The sequence below is a fragment of the Streptomyces sp. NPDC002676 genome, assembly GCF_053592455.1.
On record NZ_JBSFVT010000012.1, the window covers coordinates 143,376 to 162,602 of the forward strand.

Annotated in this window: 2 protein-coding genes (1 of these 2 cut by a window edge); both read left to right on the plus strand. The window is 75.3% G+C overall.

The window, feature by feature from the left end; all coding sequences use genetic code 11:
• A protein-coding gene (locus ACWD3E_RS28800) for an SDR family NAD(P)-dependent oxidoreductase (protein WP_451390558.1) crosses the window boundary here: on the plus strand, positions 1 to 3,555 show its 3' portion. The gene continues 12,471 nt to the left of window position 1, outside the view; 3,555 of the gene's 16,026 nt are visible here — the last part of the coding sequence; its start codon lies beyond the left edge, outside the window; its stop codon occupies positions 3,553 to 3,555.
• The gene (locus ACWD3E_RS28805) at positions 3,552 to 19,181 is read left to right on the plus strand and encodes a type I polyketide synthase (protein WP_451390484.1); all 15,630 of its coding nucleotides are present in this window, start codon (positions 3,552 to 3,554) and stop codon (positions 19,179 to 19,181) included. The genes ACWD3E_RS28800 and ACWD3E_RS28805 overlap by 4 nt, the downstream gene beginning before the upstream one ends.
• Positions 19,182 to 19,227: the final 46 nt, after the last annotated feature.

Below are 19,227 nucleotides of genomic sequence, written 5' to 3' on the forward strand. Positions count from 1 at the left end.
TCGCTGGAGGACGCCTGTGCTCTGGTCGCCGCTCGTGGTCGCCTGATGCAGGCGCTGCCCGCCGGTGGCGCCATGGTGGCCGTCCAGGCGAGCGAGGCTGAAGTCGCGGAAGCGCTGACCGGCCGGGACGACGCGGTGTCGATCGCCGCCCTCAACGGGCCCACGTCTGTGGTGATTTCCGGTGACGAGAACGTCGTACTAGAGGTGGCCGAGCGCATCGCTCAGCAGGGCCGCAAGACCAAGCGCCTGACGGTCTCCCACGCCTTCCACTCGCCCCGCATGGAGCCGATGCTCGCGGAGTTCCGTCAGATCGCCGACAAGCTCACCTACAACGCGCCGCGCATCCCTGTCGTGTCGAACCTGACCGGCGAGCTGGCCACGGCCGAGGAACTGTGCAGCCCGGACTACTGGGTACGGCACGTCCGCGAGGCGGTCCGCTTCGCGGACGGGATCAAGACGGCCGCCGGGCAGGGCGTACGTACGTTCATCGAGCTGGGCCCGGACGGTGTCCTCTCCGCGATGGGCCAGGACAGCACGGACGACGCGCTCTTCGTGCCGGTCCTCCGCGGCGACCGTCCCGAAGCGCAGACCGTGACCACGGCCATCGCCCAGGCGCACGTGCGCGGAGTCTCCGTCGACTGGTCGGCGTTCTTCGCGGGGCGCGGTGCCAGGACGGTCGACCTGCCGACCTACGCCTTCCAACGCGAGCGTTTCTGGCTGGGCGGTGGCCGGTCCGTGGCGGACGTGGAACTCGCTGGTCTGGGCGCGGCGGACCATCCGCTGCTGGGTGCGGCGGTGGAACTTCCCGACACCGGTGGGGTGTTGTTCACCGGCCGGCTGTCGCTGGAGACGCATCCGTGGCTCGCGGACCACGCCGTGATGGGCTCGGTGCTGCTGCCGGGCACGGCGTTCGTCGAGCTGGCCGTGCGGGCGGCCGACACCTGCGGTTGTGACGAGGTCGGGGAACTGACCCTCGAGGCGCCACTGATCCTGCCGGAGCGGGGCGGCGTGCGGTTCCAGCTGCTGGTGAGCGGGCCGGGCGAGGACGGGCGGCGCGAGTTCAGCGTGCACGCGCGACCGGAGCGGGCGACGGACGAGCAGGAGTGGACCCGGCACGCGACCGGTGTGCTGGTCTCCGCCGGCGGCGGCACGGTCCCGCCGGCCGAGCTGTCCGTGTGGCCTCCGGCGGGGGCGACTCCGCTGGCGGTCGACGGGTTCTACGACCGTGCCGCGCGCGCCGGATTCGGGTACGGGCCGGCGTTCCAGGGGCTGCGGGCCGCCTGGCGGCTCGGCGACCAGCTGTTCGCGGAGATCGAGCCGGTGGACGGCGGCGCGGCCGGTACGGAGGCGTTCGCGCTGCATCCGGCGCTGCTGGACGCCACGCTGCACACGCTGGGGCTGGCCGCGGACGGCGATGCCGACGCGCGGCTGCCGTACGCCTGGTCCGGGGTCCGGCTGCACTCCGCCGGGGCCTCTGCCCTGCGGGTGCGGCTGTCGGTCGCGGAGAACGACGTGGTGACGCTGGACGTCGCCGACCGCACCGGACTTCCGGTGGCGAGCGTGGCGTCGCTGGCGCTGCGTCCGGTGACCGAAGCACAGCTCAGGGCGGCCCGCGGCGGCCACCGGGACGCGCTGTTCCGGCTCGGCTGGGCCGTGGCCCCCGTGAGCACGGCACGGCCGGCCGCGTGCGCCGTGGCGGGCCCGGACAGCCTGGGGCTGGCCGACGGACTGCGGGCGGGCGGCGTCGCCGTGTCCGCCCACCCGGCGGGCCTGCAGGACGCCCTCGGGGAGTCGGTCGAGCTGGTGTTCTTCGACGGCTCGGGCGCGGGGGACCGGCAGCGGCCGGACACCCCGGGCGCGGTCGCCGCGGCCACCGGCGCTGCCCTGGACGTCGTACAGCGCTGGCTGGCCGACGAGCGGACGACCGGCGCACGGCTGGTGCTGGTGACCCGGGGCGCGGTGAGCACGGGCGCGCGGGGTGAGCAGGCGCCGGATCCGGTGCAGGCAGCGGTCTGGGGGCTGGTGCGCTCGGCGCAGTCCGAGCATCCGGACCGGTTCGTGCTGATCGACATCGATGAAGACGACTCTTCCCGGCGGCAGTTGGCGGCCTGTGCCGTCAGCGGTGAGCCGCAGCTCGCGGTGCGTGCCGGCACGGCGTACGTGCCGCGCCTGGAGCGCATGACCGGTGTCGAGCCGGGCGGGCGGGGCTGGGACTCTGCCGGAACGGTGCTGGTCACCGGCGGGACCGGGGCGCTCGGTGCGCTGGTGGCCCGGCATCTGGTGGCCGAACACGGCGTCCGCAGCCTGCTGTTGACCAGTCGGCGGGGAGAGGCCGCGCCCGGTGCGGCGGAGCTGGTGGCCGAACTCGCCGCGGCCGGTGCGTCGGTGCGGGTGGCCGCGGTGGACGCCGCGGACCGGGACGCACTGGCGGGCCTGCTCGCGGAGGTTCCCGCCGAGCGTCCGCTGACCGCCGTGGTGCACACCGCGGGCGTGCTGGACGACGGAGTGGTGTCCGCGCTGACGCCGGAGCGGCTGGCCGCGGTGCTGCGGCCCAAGGTGGCCGGGGCGTGGTGGCTGCACGAGCTGACCCGTGACCTGAACCTGTCGGCGTTCGTGCTGTTCTCCTCCTCCGCCGGGGTCTTCGGCGGTGCGGGACAGGCCGCGTACGCCGCCGCCAACTCCTTCCTGGACGCGCTCGCCCGCCACCGGCGCCAGCAGGGCCTGGCCGCCACCTCGCTGGCGTGGGGGCTGTGGGAGCAGGGCGACAGCGGCATGGCCGGCGGTCTGGACGAGGCGGACCTCGCGCGGATCCGGCGGCTGGGCATGTCCCCGCTGTCCTCGGCGGAGGGCCTGGCCCTGTTCGACCTTGCGCACGCCGCCGACGAGCCCGTGCCCGTACCGGCCCGGCTGGACCTGGCCGGTCTGCGCAACCAGGCCGCCCGGGGCGGCGCCGTACCCGCCCTGCTGCGGGGCCTGCTGCCCGCGCCGGCCCGGCCGGCCGCGCAGGACGGTCCGGCGGCGGCGAGCGGAGTCGCCGAGCAGCTGGCCGGGCTGTCGGAGAGCGACCAGGAGCGCACCGTGCTCCAGTGGGTGCGCAAGGAGACCGAGGCCGTCCTCGGTCAGCGCGCCACCGGCGTCTTCGACCCCGAGCGCGGATTCATGGAGTCCGGCTTCGACTCGTTGACCGCGGTCGAGCTGCGCACCCGGCTCGCCTCGCGCACCGGTCTTCAGCTGCCCGCCACGCTGCTCTTCGACTATCCGGCACCGCTCGAACTGGCCCGCCACCTGCGGTCCCAGCTCGCGCCGGCCCCGGTCGACGCACCGTCGGTCGACGCGGAACTCGACCGGATCGAAGCGGCCCTCGTCGCTCTCGCCGACGACCAGGACGAGCGGGCCCGGGTCGCCCTGCGCCTGGAGAGCCTGCTTTCCAAGCTGGGCGGCGGCCACGTCGGGCCCGTACCGGCGGCCGGTGCCGCCGACGTGGCAGACCGGCTCGAATCGGCGACCGACGACGAACTCTTCGACTTCTTGGACAAGGACCTCGGCCTGTCATGAGTCACCAGGTGAACGAAAACCCACGCCTTCCGCATGACATGAGGAGCCAAGGTCAAGTGGACAATGAGCAGAAGCTTCGGGACTACCTCAAGCGAGCCGTCGCCGAGCTGACCGAGACGCGGCAGCGCCTGCGCGAGGCCGAGTCCCGCGAGCCGGAGCTCATCGCGATCGTGGGAATGAGCTGCCGGTTCCCCGGCGGCGTGAACTCCCCGGACGACCTGTGGCGGCTGGTCGCCGCCGGCACCGACGCGGTCTCCGGCTTCCCGGACGACCGCGGCTGGGACCTGGACGGGCTGTTCGACCCCGACCCGGACAACCCGGGCACCTCCTACGTCCGTGAGGGCGGCTTCCTGCACGACGCCGCCCGCTTCGACGCCGCGTTCTTCGGCATCTCGCCGCGCGAGGCGGTGGCCATGGACCCGCAGCAGCGGCTGCTGCTGGAAAGCTCCTGGGAGGCGTTCGAACACGCCGGCATCGACCCGAGGTCTGCGCGCGGCAGCCGCACCGGGGTCTTCGCCGGCGTGATGTACCACGACTACCTCGCCCGACTGCACGACATCCCCGAAGAGTTCGAGGGCTACCTCAGCCAGGGCAGCGCGGGCAGCATCGCCTCCGGCCGGGTCGCCTACACGCTCGGCCTGGAAGGACCGGCCGTCACCGTCGACACCGCCTGCTCCTCGTCCCTGGTGACCCTGCACCTGGCCGCCCAGGCGCTGCGCGAGGGCGAGTGCTCCCTCGCCCTGGCCGGCGGCGTCACCGTGATGTCCTCGCCCAGCACCTTCCTGGAGTTCTCCCGGCAGCGCGGACTCGCGCCCGACGGGCGGTGCAAGCCGTTCGCCGCAGCGGCCGACGGCACCGGCTGGGGCGAAGGCGTCGGCATGCTCCTGCTGGAGCGGCTCTCCGACGCCCGGCGCAACGGCCACCCCGTGCTCGCCGTGGTGCGCGGCAGCGCGGTCAACCAGGACGGCGCCAGCAGCCGGCTCACCGCCCCCAACGGGCCCGCCCAGCAGCGGGTCATCCAGCAGGCGCTGAGCAGCGCCGGGCTGACCCCGGCCGACGTGGACGCCGTCGAGGCGCACGGCACGGGTACGACGCTGGGCGACCCGATCGAGGCGCAGGCCCTGCTCGCCACCTACGGCAGGCAGCGGCGGGACGGACAGCCGCTGCGGCTGGGTTCGGTGAAGTCGAACATCGGCCACACCCAGGCCGCCGCCGGTGTCGCCGGCGTCATCAAGATGGTGCAGGCCATGCGGCACGGCGTGCTGCCCCGCACCCTGCACGTGGACGAGCCCACCCCCCAGGTGGACTGGACGGCCGGCGCCGTGGAACTCCTCACAGAGACCACGCCCTGGCCCCGCACCGGCGCCCCGCGCCGCGCCGCGGTGTCCTCCTTCGGCGTCAGCGGCACCAACGCCCACGTGATCCTTGAGCAGCCGGAGCCCGCCGCGCAGGACGCCCCCGAAGGCGCTCCCGAGGCCGCCCCCGTGGTCGACGCGGACGGCGCGCTGCCCTGGATCCTGTCCGCCCGCACCCCGGCCGCCCTCTCCGAGCAGGCCGCCCGGCTCGCGGCACACCTGCGGGACCACCCCGTCCTGCGCCCGGCCGACGTCGCCCACTCCCTCGCCACCGGCCGCGCCCTGTTCGAGCACCGCGCGGTCGCCGTCGGCACCGACCGCGAACGGCTGCTCGCCGGGCTCGACAGCCTCGCCGCGGGCACCGAGTCGGCCGGCGTGGTGCGCGGCGCGGCCACCGGCGGCGCCGAGGACATCGTCTTCGTCTTCCCCGGGCAGGGCTCCCAGTGGGCCGGCATGGCCGTCGAACTGCTCGACACCTCCGAGGTGTTCGCGGCCCGCATGCGCGAGTGCGCCGCCGCCCTGGAGCCCTGCACCGACTGGTCGCTGCTGGACGTCGTACGCGGCACGCCCGGCGCACCGTCCCTGGACCGGGTCGACGTCGTCCAGCCGGTGCTGTTCGCCGTGATGGTGTCCCTGGCCGCCCTCTGGGAGGCCCACGGGGTCAAGCCCACCGCGGTGGTCGGACACTCCCAGGGCGAGATCGCCGCCGCCGCGGTGGCCGGCGCGCTCAGCCTGGAGGACGCCGCCCGGGTGGTCGCCCTGCGCAGCCAGGCCCTGACCGAGCTGTCCGGCAAGGGCGGCATGGTCTCCGTGGCGCTCCCCGTCGCCGAACTGGAACAGCGGCTCACCCGCTGGGCGGACAGGCTGTCCGTCGCCGCGGTCAACGGCCCCGCCTCCGTCGTCGTCTCCGGCGACCCACAGGCGCTGGACGAACTGCTCGCCGAGTGCGCGGACCAGGAGATCCGGGCCCGCCGCGTCGCCGTCGACTACGCCTCCCACTCCGCCCACGTCGAGGCCATCGAGGAGCGGGTGCTCGCGGCACTCGCCCCGATCGCGCCGCGCACCGCCCAGGTGACGTTCTGCTCCACGGTGACCGGCGAGCCCGTCGACACCGCCGGGCTCGACGCCGCGTACTGGTACCGGAACCTGCGCCGCACGGTCCGCTTCGAGGACGCGGTCCGCACTCTGACGCAGCGCGGCCGTGCCGTGTTCATCGAGGTGAGCCCGCACCCGGTGCTGACCATGGGCATGCAGGAAGTGCTCTCCGGCATCGACGGCGCGGCCTTCGCCCTGGGCACCCTGCGCCGCGGCGAGGGCGGCCTCGAACGCTTCCTCGTCTCCCTCGCCGAGGCCCACACCCAGGGCGCCGGCGTCGACTGGCGGCCGGTGTTCGCCGGCCGCGACCCGCGGCAAGTGGAGCTGCCCACCTACGCCTTCCAGCGCGAGCACTACTGGCTCCAGGGCTCGGGCCGGCCGGGCGACACCGCCGGTCTCGGCCTCGGCTCGGCCGACCACCCGCTGCTGGGCGCGGCGGTCACCCTCGCCGACGGCAACGGCTTCCTGCTGACCGGACGGCTGTCGCTGTCCACCCACCCCTGGCTCGCCGACCACGCGGTCGCGGGCACCGTCCTGCTCCCCGGCACCGCCTTCGTGGAACTCGCGGTCAACGCGGGCGACCAGGTCGGCTGCGGCCGGGTGGCCGAACTGACCCTGCACGCCCCGCTCGTGCTCGCCGAATCCGCCCCGGTCGACCTCCAGTTGCTGGTCGGCGCGCCCGACGAGGACGGGTACCGCCGGCTGAGCGTGCACGCCCGCCCGGCGGGCGCCGCCGCCGACGAGCCGTGGACCCTGCACGCGGACGGCGTCCTCGCCGAGACCGCCGCACCGGTCCCGGACGGCCCGGCCGCCTGGCCCCCGGCGGGCGCGCGGCCGGTACCCCTCGACGACCTGTACCCGCGCCTGGCCGAGGCCGGCCTGGAGTACGGCCCGCTGTTCCAGGGCCTGCGCGGCCTCTGGCGGGACGGCGACTTGCTGGCCGCCGAAGTCGCCCTGCCCGAGGGCACCGAGGCCGACGCCGAGCGCTACGGGCTGCACCCCGCACTCCTGGACGCCGCCCTGCACGCCATCGGCGCCGCCGGCCTCCTGGAGGACCAGGCCGACTCCACCGGAGTACGGCTGCCGTTCTCCTGGACGGGCGTGAGCCTGTACGCCGGCGGGGCCTCCGCCCTGCGGGTACGGCTGTCCCGGCTCGGCGCGGACACGGTGTCGCTCGTGGTCACCGACGTCACCGGCGCGCCCGTCGCCGCGGTCGACGCGCTGACGCTGCGCCCGGTCGCACCGGAGGCACTGGGCGCCGCCCACGACCCGCTGCGCGGCTCGATGTTCCGCGTGGAGTGGACGCCGGCCACGACCGCCGAGCCCAAGCCCGCGTCGTACGCGGTGCTCGGCGACCGCTTCGGACTGACGGACGAACTGGGCGTCCCCGCAAGGACGTTCGACACCCTGGACGGTACGACCACCGCCACCGACACCACCCCGGACGTGCTCCTGGCGCCGGTGCCGGACTGCGGCACGGCTGCCGAAGCCGTCCACCGGGCCGCACAGTGGGCCCTCGCGCTGCTGCACTCCTGGACCGAGGACGAGCGCACGGCGGAGTCCCGGCTGGTCTTCGTGACCCGCGGCGCGGTGCACGCCGCGACCGGCGACACCGTGTCCGATCCGGCGGCAGCCGCCGTCTGGGGCCTGGTGCGCTCCGCGCAGACCGAGCACCCGGACCGGTTCGTCCTGCTGGACCTCGACGAGCACACCCCGTCGCCCGGCGCCGTCCCCGCCGCGATCGCCACCGGCGAGCCGCAGCTCGCGGTCCGCGCGGGCACCGCCCTCGCGGCCCGTCTCACCCGCGCCACCGCACCGACCGACCCCGCTGCCCTCCCGGTCCTCCCCGCCGACGGCACCGTGCTCGTCACCGGCGGCACCGGCGCGCTCGGCAAGCTGGTGGCCCGGCACCTGGTGGCCGAACACGGCGTACGCGGCCTGCTGCTGACGAGCCGACGCGGCGAGAGCGCGCCGGGTGCGGCGGAACTGGTCGCCGAACTGACCGAGCTGGGCGCGTCCGTGCGCATCGCCGCCGTGGACGTGGCCGACCGGGACGCGCTGGCCGAAGTACTGGCCCAGATACCGGCCGAGCGCCCGCTGACCGGCGTGGTGCACACCGCGGGCGTCCTCGACGACGGTGTCCTGTCCTCCCTCACCCCCGAGCGGCTCACCGCCGTACTGCGTCCCAAGACGGACGGGGCCTGGCACCTGCACGAGCTGACCCGCGACCTGGACCTGTCGGCGTTCGTGCTGTACTCCTCCGCCGCGGGCCTGCTGGGCGGAGCCGGCCAGGCGGGCTACGCCGCCGCGAACGCCGCCCTGGACGCGCTCGCCGAGCACCGCCGGGCGGCCGGACTGCCCGCCCAGTCGCTGGCCTGGGGTCTGTGGGACGAGGGCGGCTCCGACATGGCCGGCCACCTCGACGACGCCGACCTCGCCCGCCTCCGGCGCCGGGGCATGGCCCCGCTCACCGCCGCCGAGGGCATGGCCCTGTTCGACCTCGCCGGTGCGTGGGGCGACACCGTCCTCGCGCCGATGCACCTGGACCCGGCCCGCCTGCCCGCCACCGAGGAACCGCCGCACCTTCTGCGCGCACTGCTGCGCCGCCCGGCCCGCCGCACCGCGGCCCGCGCCGCCCAGCCGGACGGCACCCTGCCCGAGGCGGTCCGGCGGCTGGCCGGACTGTCCCCTGCCGAACGCGCCCGCGCCGTGGAGGACCTGGTCCACACCCATGTGGCGGCGGTCCTCGGCCATGTCTCCGCAGCGACGATCGACCCCGACCATGCGTTCAAGGACCTCGGGTTCGACTCGCTGACCGCGGTGGAACTCCGCAACCGGCTCAGCACCGCCACCGGACTGCGGCTGCCTCCGACACTCGCCTTCGACCACCCCAGCCCGCGCAGCCTGGCCCGGCACCTCGACGCCGAACTCCTCGGCGCCACCGAGGAGTCCACCGCGCCGGTGGCCGTCACGGGCACCGACGAGCCGATCGCCATCGTGGCCATGGCCTGCCGCTACCCCGGCGGCGTACGGTCCCCGGAGGACCTGTGGCGGCTCGTCGCGACCGGCGCGGAAGGCATCGGCGCGTTCCCCGCCGACCGCGGCTGGGACCTGGAGCGGCTGCTGCGCGACGCCGACCCCGACAAGCCCGGCACCTCCTCCACCTCCGAGGGCGGATTCCTCTACGACGCCGGTGACTTCGACCCCGCGCTGTTCGGCATCTCGCCGCGCGAGGCCGGCATCATGGACCCGCAGCAGCGGCTCCTCCTGGAGACCTCCTGGGAGGCCTTCGAACGCGCCGGCATCGACACGGCCACCCTGAAGGGCAGCCGTACCGGCGTCTTCGCCGGCGTCATGTACCAGGGGTACGACACCCAGATCGCCGCCGCAGTCGACGGCGACGAGGGCTATCTCGGCACCGGCAACTCGATCAGCGCCGCCTCCGGCCGGGTCTCCTACACCTTCGGGCTCGAAGGCCCCGCGGTGACCGTCGACACGGCCTGCTCCTCCTCGCTGGTCGCCCTGCACCTGGCCGCCCAGGCGCTGCGCCAGGGCGAGTGCGAACTCGCGCTGGCCGGCGGTGTCACCGTGATGGCCACCCCCGTCACCTTCGTGGAGTTCTCCCGCCAGCGCGGCCTGGCCCTCGACGGACGCGTCAAGGCTTTCGCGGACGCCGCCGACGGCACCGGCCTCGCCGAGGGCGTGGGCCTGCTGCTCCTGGAGCGGCTCTCGGACGCCCGCCGCAACGGCCACCGCGTGCTCGCCGTCGTCAAGGGCAGCGCCGTCAACCAGGACGGCGCGTCCAACGGGCTGACCGCGCCCAACGGCCCCGCGCAGCAGCGCGTCATCCGGCAGGCGCTGAGCAGCGCCCGACTGACCGCGGCCGACGTGGACGCCGTCGAGGCGCACGGCACCGGCACCACCCTCGGCGACCCGATCGAGGCGCAGGCCCTGCTCGCGACGTACGGCCAGGACCGGCCGGAGGACCGGCCGTTGTGGCTCGGATCCGTCAAGTCGAACATCGGGCACACCCAGGCCGCCGCCGGCGCCGCCGGTGTCATCAAGATGGTCATGGCGATGCGGCACGGCGTGCTGCCGCCCACCCTGCACGTCGATCAGCCCTCGCAGCAGGTCGACTGGTCCGTGGGTGCGGTCGAGCTGCTGACCGAGGCCCGCGACTGGCCGGTGCTCGACCGGCCGCGCCGAGCGGGCGTCTCCTCCTTCGGTATCAGCGGCACCAACGCCCACCTGGTCCTGGAACAGGCCCGCGACGACCCCGCCCCCGCAACCGACACCACCGAAGTGGCGGACGGCCCGGCGGTGGCGCTGCCGTGGCTGCTCTCGGCCCGGACCGAGACGGCGCTCGGCGCCCAGGCGCAGAAGCTGCACGCCCATCTGCGGGCGCACCCCGACTCCCGCCCCGCCGACGTCGGCCTGTCCCTGGCCGTGACCCGCACGGCCCTGGAGCACCGCGCGGCGATCGTCGCCGACGACCGTGACGAGCTGCTCGCCGGGCTCGCCGCGCTGGCCGCCGGACGCACCGCGCCCGGCCTGCAGCGGGCCGTGGCCGGAGGTCGCGCCCGGGTGGGCTTCCTGTTCACCGGACAGGGCGCCCAGCGAGTCGAAACCGGTCGCGAACTGTCCGCCGCCTTCCCGGCGTTCGCGCAGGCCCTCGACGCCGTGTGTGAGCGTTTCGAGGGGCGGCTGGACCGCCCGCTGAAGGAGGTCATGTTCGAGGACGCGACCGCCCTCGACCAGACCCAGTACACCCAGGCGGCCCTGTTCGCGCTGGAAGTCGCCCTCTACCGGTTGCTGGAGTCCTGGGGCGTCACCCCGCACTGGCTGGCGGGCCACTCCATCGGTGAGCTGTCGGCCGCCCACGTGGCGGGCGTGCTGTCCCTGGACGACGCCTGCGCGCTGGTCGCCGCGCGTGGTCGCCTGATGCAGGCGCTGCCCGCCGGCGGTGCGATGGTGGCCGTCCAGGCGACGGAGGCCGAGGTCGCCGAGGCGCTGACCGGCCGGGACGACGCGGTGTCGATCGCCGCCGTCAACGGGCCCACGTCCGTGGTGATTTCGGGTGATGAGGACGTCGTACTGGAGATCGCCGAGCGGTTTGCCCAGCAGGGCCGCAAGACCAAGCGCCTGACGGTCTCCCACGCCTTCCACTCCCCGCGCATGGAACCGATGCTGGCCGAGTTCCGCGAGGTCGCGGCGGGCCTGACGTTCCATCCGCCGCGGATCGGGCTGATGTCCGACGTGACGGGGGAGCCCGCCACGGCCGAGGACCTGTGCTCGCCCGACTACTGGGTGCGCCAGGTGCGGGAGCCGGTCCGGTTCGCCGACGCGGTCCGCGCCCTGGCCGGGCAGGGCGTCACCACCCTGATCGAGCTGGGCCCCGACGGCGTGCTGTCCGCCATGGCCCAGGAGACGCTCGACGAGGACGCCCCCGCCGACCACCCCGAGACGGCGTGCCTGCCCGTCCTGCGGGAAGGCCGCCCGGAGGCGCACACCCTGGTCGCCGCGCTGTCCGGCGCGCACACCCGGGGCGTGCCCGTGGACTGGGCGCGCTTCTTCGCGGGCCGCGACGCACGGCCGGTGGAACTGCCCACCTACGCCTTCCAGCACGAGCGGCACTGGCCGCAGGCCCCCGCGGCCTCCGCCCCGGAGCCCGCCGCGGACCCGGCGGACGCCGCGTTCTGGGACGCCGTCGAGCGCACCGACGTGACGGCGGTGGCCGACGCCCTCGAGGTCGGCGAGGACCAGCGGACCTCGCTCGGCGAGGTGCTGCCCGCCCTGTCCTCCTGGCGGCAGCGGCACCGTACGCGCGCCACGGCGGACTCCTGGCGCTACCGCGTCACCTGGCGGCCCACCGCCGAACCCGCCGCCCCGCCGCTCACCGGCCGCTGGCTGGCGATCGTCCCCGAAGGCGCGCCCGCGCAGTGGACCACCGCCGCCATGGACGCCCTGCGCGCCCACGGCGCTCACGTGGACCTCGTCGAGGCGGGCCAGGGCGGCCGTACCGAACTGGCGGAACGGCTGGCCGGACACGGCGAACCGGTCGACGGCGTGCTCTCGCTGCTCGCCGCCGACGACGAGCACGGTGCGCTGCGCACCGTCGAACTCATCCAGGCGCTGGGCGACGCCGGCCTGCCGGCACCTCTGTGGTGCCTGACGAGCGGCGCGGTCTCCGTGGACCGCTCCGACCGCCCCGGGCACCCGGAGCAGGCCCGGATCTGGGGCCTGGGCCGCGTCGCGGCGCTGGAGCACCCGGACCGCTGGGGCGGCCTCGTCGACCTCCCCGAAGACCTGGACGAGCGGTCCGCCGCCCGTCTCGCCGGCCTGCTCGCGGGCACCGGCGACGAGCGCGAACTGGCCGTACGGGCCTCGGGCGTGCTCGTTCGACGCCTGGTCCGCGAGCCCCGTGCGGCTCGGCCCGCGACGGCGCCGCGCCTGTCCGGCACCGTCCTGGTCACCGGCGGCACCGGCGCGCTGGGCGCCCAGGTCGCCCGCTGGCTGGCCCGCAACGGCGCCGAACACCTCCTCCTCACCGGTCGCCGTGGCCCGGCCGCCGAGAACGCGGCCGAACTCCACGCCGAACTGACCGCGCTCGGCGCCGACGTGACGATCTCGGCCTGCGACGTCGCCGACCCCGACGCACTCGCCGCGGTGCTCGCGGACATCCCGGCCGACCGGCCGCTCACCGCCGTGGTGCACACGGCCGGCGTCCTCGACGACGGCGTCCTCGACGGGTTCACGCCCGACCGGTTCACCGCCGTCCTGCGCGCCAAGGCCGACGGCGCCCGGAACCTGCACGACCTGACCCGCGAAGCGGACCTGTCGGCGTTCGTGCTGTTCTCCTCGCTCGCCGGCGTCGTCGGCAGCGCCGGCCAGGCCAACTACGCAGCCGCCAATGCCCACTTGGACGCCCTCGCCGAGCAGCGCCGGGCCGACGGCCTGCCCGCCGTGTCCATCGCCTGGGGCGCCTGGGCGGACGCCGGCATGGCCGACTCCGAGGACACCGCGCAGCGCCTCGTCCGCGGTGGCGTGACCCCCATGGAAGCCGAGGCCGCGCTCGCCGCCCTGGCCCGCTGCTGGCAGCAGGACACGGCTCAGAGCGTCGTCGCCGACATCGACTGGGAACGGTTCACCGCCCACCTGGCCCACCCCCGGCAGCACACGCTCCTGGCCGACCTCCCCGAGGCCCGCCAGGGCGGCACGACGCCGGCCGGGACCCGGGCCGCGGGCGCCGACGACCTCGTACGGCGGCTGTCGGCCCTGCCCGCCGACGAACGGCCGCGCCTCGTACAGGAACTGGTCCTCGACCAGGTGAAGGCCGTGCTCGGACACCGGGTCCAGGGCGCCGTACCGGCCCGTACCGCCTTCAAGGAGCTGGGCTTCGACTCGCTGAGCGCGCTCGAACTGCGCAATGCGCTGACCGGCGCCACCGGCCTGACCCTGCCCGCGACCCTCGTCTTCGACCACCCCACCCCACGCGAACTGGCCGCCCACCTCACCGGCGAACTCCTCGGCAGCGCGCAGCCGGAGGAGACCGGGCCGGGCAGCGCCGTACCGCACGACGAGCCGCTCGCCATCGTGGCGATGAGCTGCCGTTTCCCCGGCGGCGCCAACTCGCCGGAGCAGCTGTGGCGGCTGCTGCGCGACGGCGTCGACACGATGGGTGAGTTCCCCGCCGACCGCGGCTGGGACCTGGAGAAGCTGTACGACCCGGACCCCGACCAGCCCGGGACCTCGTACGTCCGCGAGGGCGGATTCCTCGCGGAAGCGGCCGACTTCGACGCCGGGTTCTTCGGCATCAGCCCGCGCGAGGCCCTGGCCATGGACCCGCAGCAGCGGCTCCTGCTGGAGACCTCCTGGGAGGCCTTCGAACGGGCGGGCATCGACCCCGGCGCCCTCCACGGCAGCCGGACCGGTGTCTACGTCGGAACCAACGGCCAGGACTACGCGTCCCTGCTGCTGAACTCGGCTGAAGACCTTGCCGGATACCTCGCCACCGGCAACTCCGCCAGCGTGGTGTCCGGACGGCTCGCCTACACCTTCGGTCTGGAAGGCCCCACCGTCACTGTCGACACCGCCTGCTCCTCCTCGCTGGTCGCCCTGCACCTGGCGGCCCAGGCCCTGCGCTCGGGCGAGTGCACCCTGGCCCTGGCCGGCGGCGTCTCCGTGATGACCACCCCCGGGGCCTTCACCGAGTTCTCCCGCCAGCGCGGCCTGGCCCGCGACGGCCGCGTGAAGGCCTTCGCCGCCGCGGCCGACGGCACCGGCTGGGGCGAGGGCGTGGGCATGCTGCTCGTGGAGCGGCTGTCGGACGCCCGCCGCAACGGGCATCCCGTGTTGGCGGTCCTGCGGGGCAGTGCCGTCAACCAGGACGGTGCGTCCAACGGCCTTACGGCGCCGAACGGTCCGTCGCAGCAGCGGGTGATCCGGCAGGCGCTGGCCAACGCGCAGCTCACCGTGGCGGATGTCGATGCCGTGGAGGCCCACGGCACGGGTACGACGCTGGGTGACCCGATCGAGGCGCAGGCCCTGCTGGCTACTTATGGCCAGGAGCGGCCCGAAGACCGCCCGTTGTGGCTCGGCTCCGTCAAGTCGAACATCGGGCACACGCAGGCGGCTGCCGGTGTGGCCGGTGTCATCAAGATGGTGCTGGCGATGCGGCACGGTGAACTGCCGCGCACCCTGCATGTCGACGAGCCGTCCCCGCACGTCGACTGGTCGTCGGGCGCGGTGTCGCTGCTGACGGAGAACCTGCCGTGGCCCCGGGCCGAGCGGCCCCGCCGCGCCGGTGTCTCCTCCTTCGGCATGAGCGGCACCAACGCCCACGTCATCCTGGAGCAGGCCCCCACGGACCCCGAACCTGTGGCGTCGGGCACCGAAGTCCGGGCCGACGGCACGGTCCTGCCGTGGCCACTGTCGGCCAAGACCCCCGACGCACTGCGCGAGCAGGCCGCCCGGCTGCGCGCCCACCTGGACGCCGACCCGGAGGCCGACCTCGCCGACCTCGGGTACGCCCTGGCCACCTCCCGCGCCGCGTTCGCGCACCGGGCGGTGCTGCTGGCCGCCGACCGGGACGGCTTCCGCCGGGCCCTGACCGCGCTGGCCCAGGGCGACGGCGACCCCGCCGTCGTCGAGGGCACCGTCGCCACCGAGGGCCGGACCGTGTTCGTGTTCCCCGGCCAGGGCTCCCAGTGGACCGGTATGGCGACCGAACTCCTCGACGCCTCACCGGTGTTCGCCGAGCGGTTCGCCGACTGCGCCCGCGCCATCGAGGCGTACGTGGACTGGTCGCCGTACGACGTGCTGCGCGGCGCACCCGGCGCGCCCGAGCTGGAGCGGGTGGACGTCGTTCAGCCGCTGCTGTTCGCCGTCATGGTCTCGCTGGCCGAGCTGTGGCGGGCCCACGGGGTACGCCCCGCCGCGGTCGTCGGCCACTCCCAGGGCGAGATCGCCGCCGCCTGTGTCGCGGGCGCCCTGTCCCTGGACGACGCGGCCCGGGTGGTCACGCTGCGCAGCAAGGCGCTCGGCGCGCTCGCCGGCCGCGGAGGCATGGTCTCCGTGTCGCTGCCGCTGGAGGACCTGACCGCACGCCTGGAGCCGTTCGGCGGCCGGCTGTCGGTCGCGGCGGTCAACGGCCCCGGCTCGATCGTCGTCTCCGGCGAACCGGACGCGCTGGACCGGCTGATGGCCGACTGCGCGGCCGAGGAGATCCGCGCCCGCCGGATCCCCGTGGACTACGCCTCCCACTCCGCCCAGGTCGAGGCCATCCGCGAGGAACTCCTCGCCGAACTGGCCCCGATCAGCCCGCGCTCCGGCGAGGTGCCCTTCCTGTCGACGGTCACCGGCGACTGGCTGGACACCGAACGGCTCGACGCCGAGTACTGGTACACCAACCTGCGGCAGCCGGTGCGCCTCGACGAGGCCACCCGGCGGCTCGTGGAAGCGGACATCACCCTGTTCGTCGAGGCCAGCCCGCATCCCGTGCTGACCGTCGGGCTCCAGGACAGCTTCGACGCGCTCGGCTGCGACGCCCGCGCGGTCGGCTCCCTGCGCCGCGACGAGGGCGGTCTCGACCGCTTCCTGCGGTCGCTGGCCGAGGCCCAGGTGCAGGGCGCCACCCCGGACTGGGACGCGGTGTTCGCGGCCCGGCCCGGCCGGCGCGTCGACCTGCCGACCTACCCGTTCCGGCGCCGGCGCTACTGGCCGCAGGCCGCCCCCGCCACCCCGGGTGACGTGGCCGGACTCGGCCTCGGCGCCACCGGCCACCCGCTGCTGGGCGCCGCCCTCGAACTGCCCGACTCCGACGGGCTCGTGTTCACCGGCCGGCTCTCCCTCCAGACCCACCCCTGGCTGGGCGACCACCTCGTGCTCGGCTCCGCGCTGCTGCCCGGCACGGCGTTCGTCGAACTGGCGCTGCGCGCCGGCCGCCAGGCGGGCTGCGAACTGGTGGAGGAACTCACCCTGGAGGCGCCGCTGGTGGTGCCCGAGCAGGGCGCGGTCGTGCTGCGGCTGACCGTGACCGCCGCGGACGAGGCCGGACGCCGCACCCTGACACTGCACTCCCGGCCCGACGGAGCCGACCCCGACACCCCGTGGACCCGGCACGCCGAAGGCAGCTTGCTCACCGCTGCCGGGCCCCGGCCTGACACCGTGGGTGGCGTCTGGCCGCCCGCCGGGGCCGAGCCGGTGGCCATCGACGGCTTCCACGAGCGACTGGGCGACACCGGCGTGGTCTACGGTCCCGCCTTCCAGGGCCTGCGCGCCGTCTGGCGCGGCACCCCCGCGGACACCGCCGACCCGGACGCCCGCGCGGACATCCACGCCGAGGTCGAACTGCCCGACGGCATCGGGTCCGACGGCTTCACCCTGCACCCCGTCCTGCTCGACGCCGCCCTCCAGGCAGCCGCCGCCGACGCGCTCGCCGGCGCCACCGAGGGCGAGCTGCGGGCGACCCGTCCGTTCTCGTGGCGCGGCATCCGCGTGCACACGCCGGGCATCACCGGCCCGCTGCGGGTCACCCTCGGCACGGCCGGCCCTGACAGCCTGTCGGTGCGCGTGACGGACGCCGACGGAACCCCGGTGGCCGACGTCGACGCGGTGGTCTCCCGGCCCGTCTCGCTGACCCAGCTCCCGGGCGCCGCGACCGGCGACGCGCTCTTCCGGCTCGACTGGAAGGCACTGCCCGCGCGCACCGAAACCGGCACGGCCCCGCACGCCCCGGCGCTTGCCCTGCTCGGCGAGGCGGACGACGCGGCCCTGACCGAAGCCCTCCGCACGGCCGGAACGGCTCTCGCGACCCACCCGGACCTGGCCGCCCTCACTGCGGCGGCCGAGACCGGCACCCCGGTCCCGCCGGTCGTCGTCGCCACGGTCCCGGCCCACCCGGCCGGCATCACCGACCCGGCCGAAGCGGCCCGTACGACCACCCGCCGGGCCCTGGAACTGCTCCAGGCCTGGCTGGCCGACCCCCGCCTCGCCGACTCCCGGCTGGTGCTGCTGACCCGCTCGGCCGTCTCCACCGAGCCGGGCGACGACGTGCCCGGCCTGGCGGGCGCACCGGTGTGGGGCCTGGCGCGCTCGGCGCAGTCGGAGAACCCCGACCGGTTCCTGCTGATCGACACCGACGGCCACCCGGACTCCCACCGGGCCCTCCCGCGCGCCCTCGCGACCGCCCTCGACCCGGCCCAGGACGAGACCCAACTCGCCCTGCGCGCGGGCAGGACGCTCGTGCCCAGGCTGACCCGGGCGAACACCGCCGAAGCCGGAACCCCGGCCGAGGCCGCCGTACCCACGGCGCTCGACCCGGACGGCACCGTCCTGATCACCGGCGCCACCGGGGGCCTCGGGAAGCTGCTCGCCCGCCACCTGGTGACCGAGCACAAGGTCCGCCACCTGGTCCTGGCGAGCCGCCGCGGCCCGGCCGGCGACGGCATGCCCGAACTGAGCGCCGAACTCGGCGAACTCGGCGCCCAGGTCACCCTGGCCGCCTGCGACTTCGCCGACCGCGACGCACTCGGACGCCTGCTCACCGGCATCCCCGCCGCCCACCCGCTCACCGCCGTGATCCACACGGCCGGCGTCACCGAGGACGGCGTACTCGACGCGCTGACCCCGGACGGGCTGGAGCGGGTGCTGCGCCCGAAGGTCGACGCGGTGCTCAACCTGCACGAGGCGACCCGCGACCTGGACCTGGCCGCGTTCGTCCTCTACTCCTCCTTCTCCGGCACCCTCGGCAGCCCCGGCATGGCCAACTACGCCGCCGCCAACGCCTTCCTGGACGCCTTCGCCCGGCACCGCGCGGCCCGAGGGCTGCCCGCCACCTCACTGGCCTGGGGCCTGTGGGCGCAGAGCGACGGCATGGGCGGACGCCTGGACGACGTCGACCGCACCCGCATGGCACGCGGCGGAGTCGCCCCGATGCCCGCCGAGTTCGGCCTCGCCCTCTTCGACGCCGCCCTTCAGCGGACCGAAGCGGTCCTGGTGCCGGCCCGCCTCGAACCCGGCACCCTGCGCCGCCAGGCCGAGGCCGCCGGAGCCCCGGTCCCCTCGGTCCTGCGCGACCTGGTCCGCGGCCCCGCCCGGCCGCTGCCCGAGCAGACCCCGGCCGGCACCGGCACCCTCCGCGAACGCCTGGAGGCAACCCCGGAGAAGGAGCGCGAACGCCTGGTCCTGGACGTCGTACGGGCCCATGTCGCAACCGTCCTCGGCCACAGCGGACCGGAGGCGGTCGGCCCCGGCCAGACGTTCAAGGAGTCCGGCTTCGACTCCCTGACCGCCGTCGAACTGCGCAACCGCCTGAACGCCGCCACCGGCAGGCGGCTGCCCGCCACCCTGGTGTTCGACTTCCCGACCCCGGCCGCCCTGGCCCGCCACCTGCTCACGGAACTCGCCCCCGCGCCCGCGGCACCGGCCGTCCCCCTGCTGGAGGACATCGGAAAGCTGGAGTCCGCCCTGTCCGCCCTCACGCCCGACGCACTCGCCGGGAAGGACCTGGACGCCGCCGCCCTGGACAGCATCACTGAACGACTGCAGTCCCTGGTCTCCACCTGGCGCGACACCCGTGCCGAGGCGCTGGGCGACACCGCCCCGCACGAACTCGACGACTCGGCCACGGACGACGACATCTTCGACTACATCGACAAGAAGTTCGGAAAAGGGTGACCGCGCAACCGGACTCCCCGTCCTCCCACGTGCCCGCCGTTTTCCC

What these genes read in the sequence shown, in the direction of transcription:
- ACWD3E_RS28805 (WP_451390484.1), top strand. Translation starts at nt 3,552, where the DNA reads ATGAGTCACCAGGTGAACGAAAACCCACGCCTTCCGCATGACATGAGG.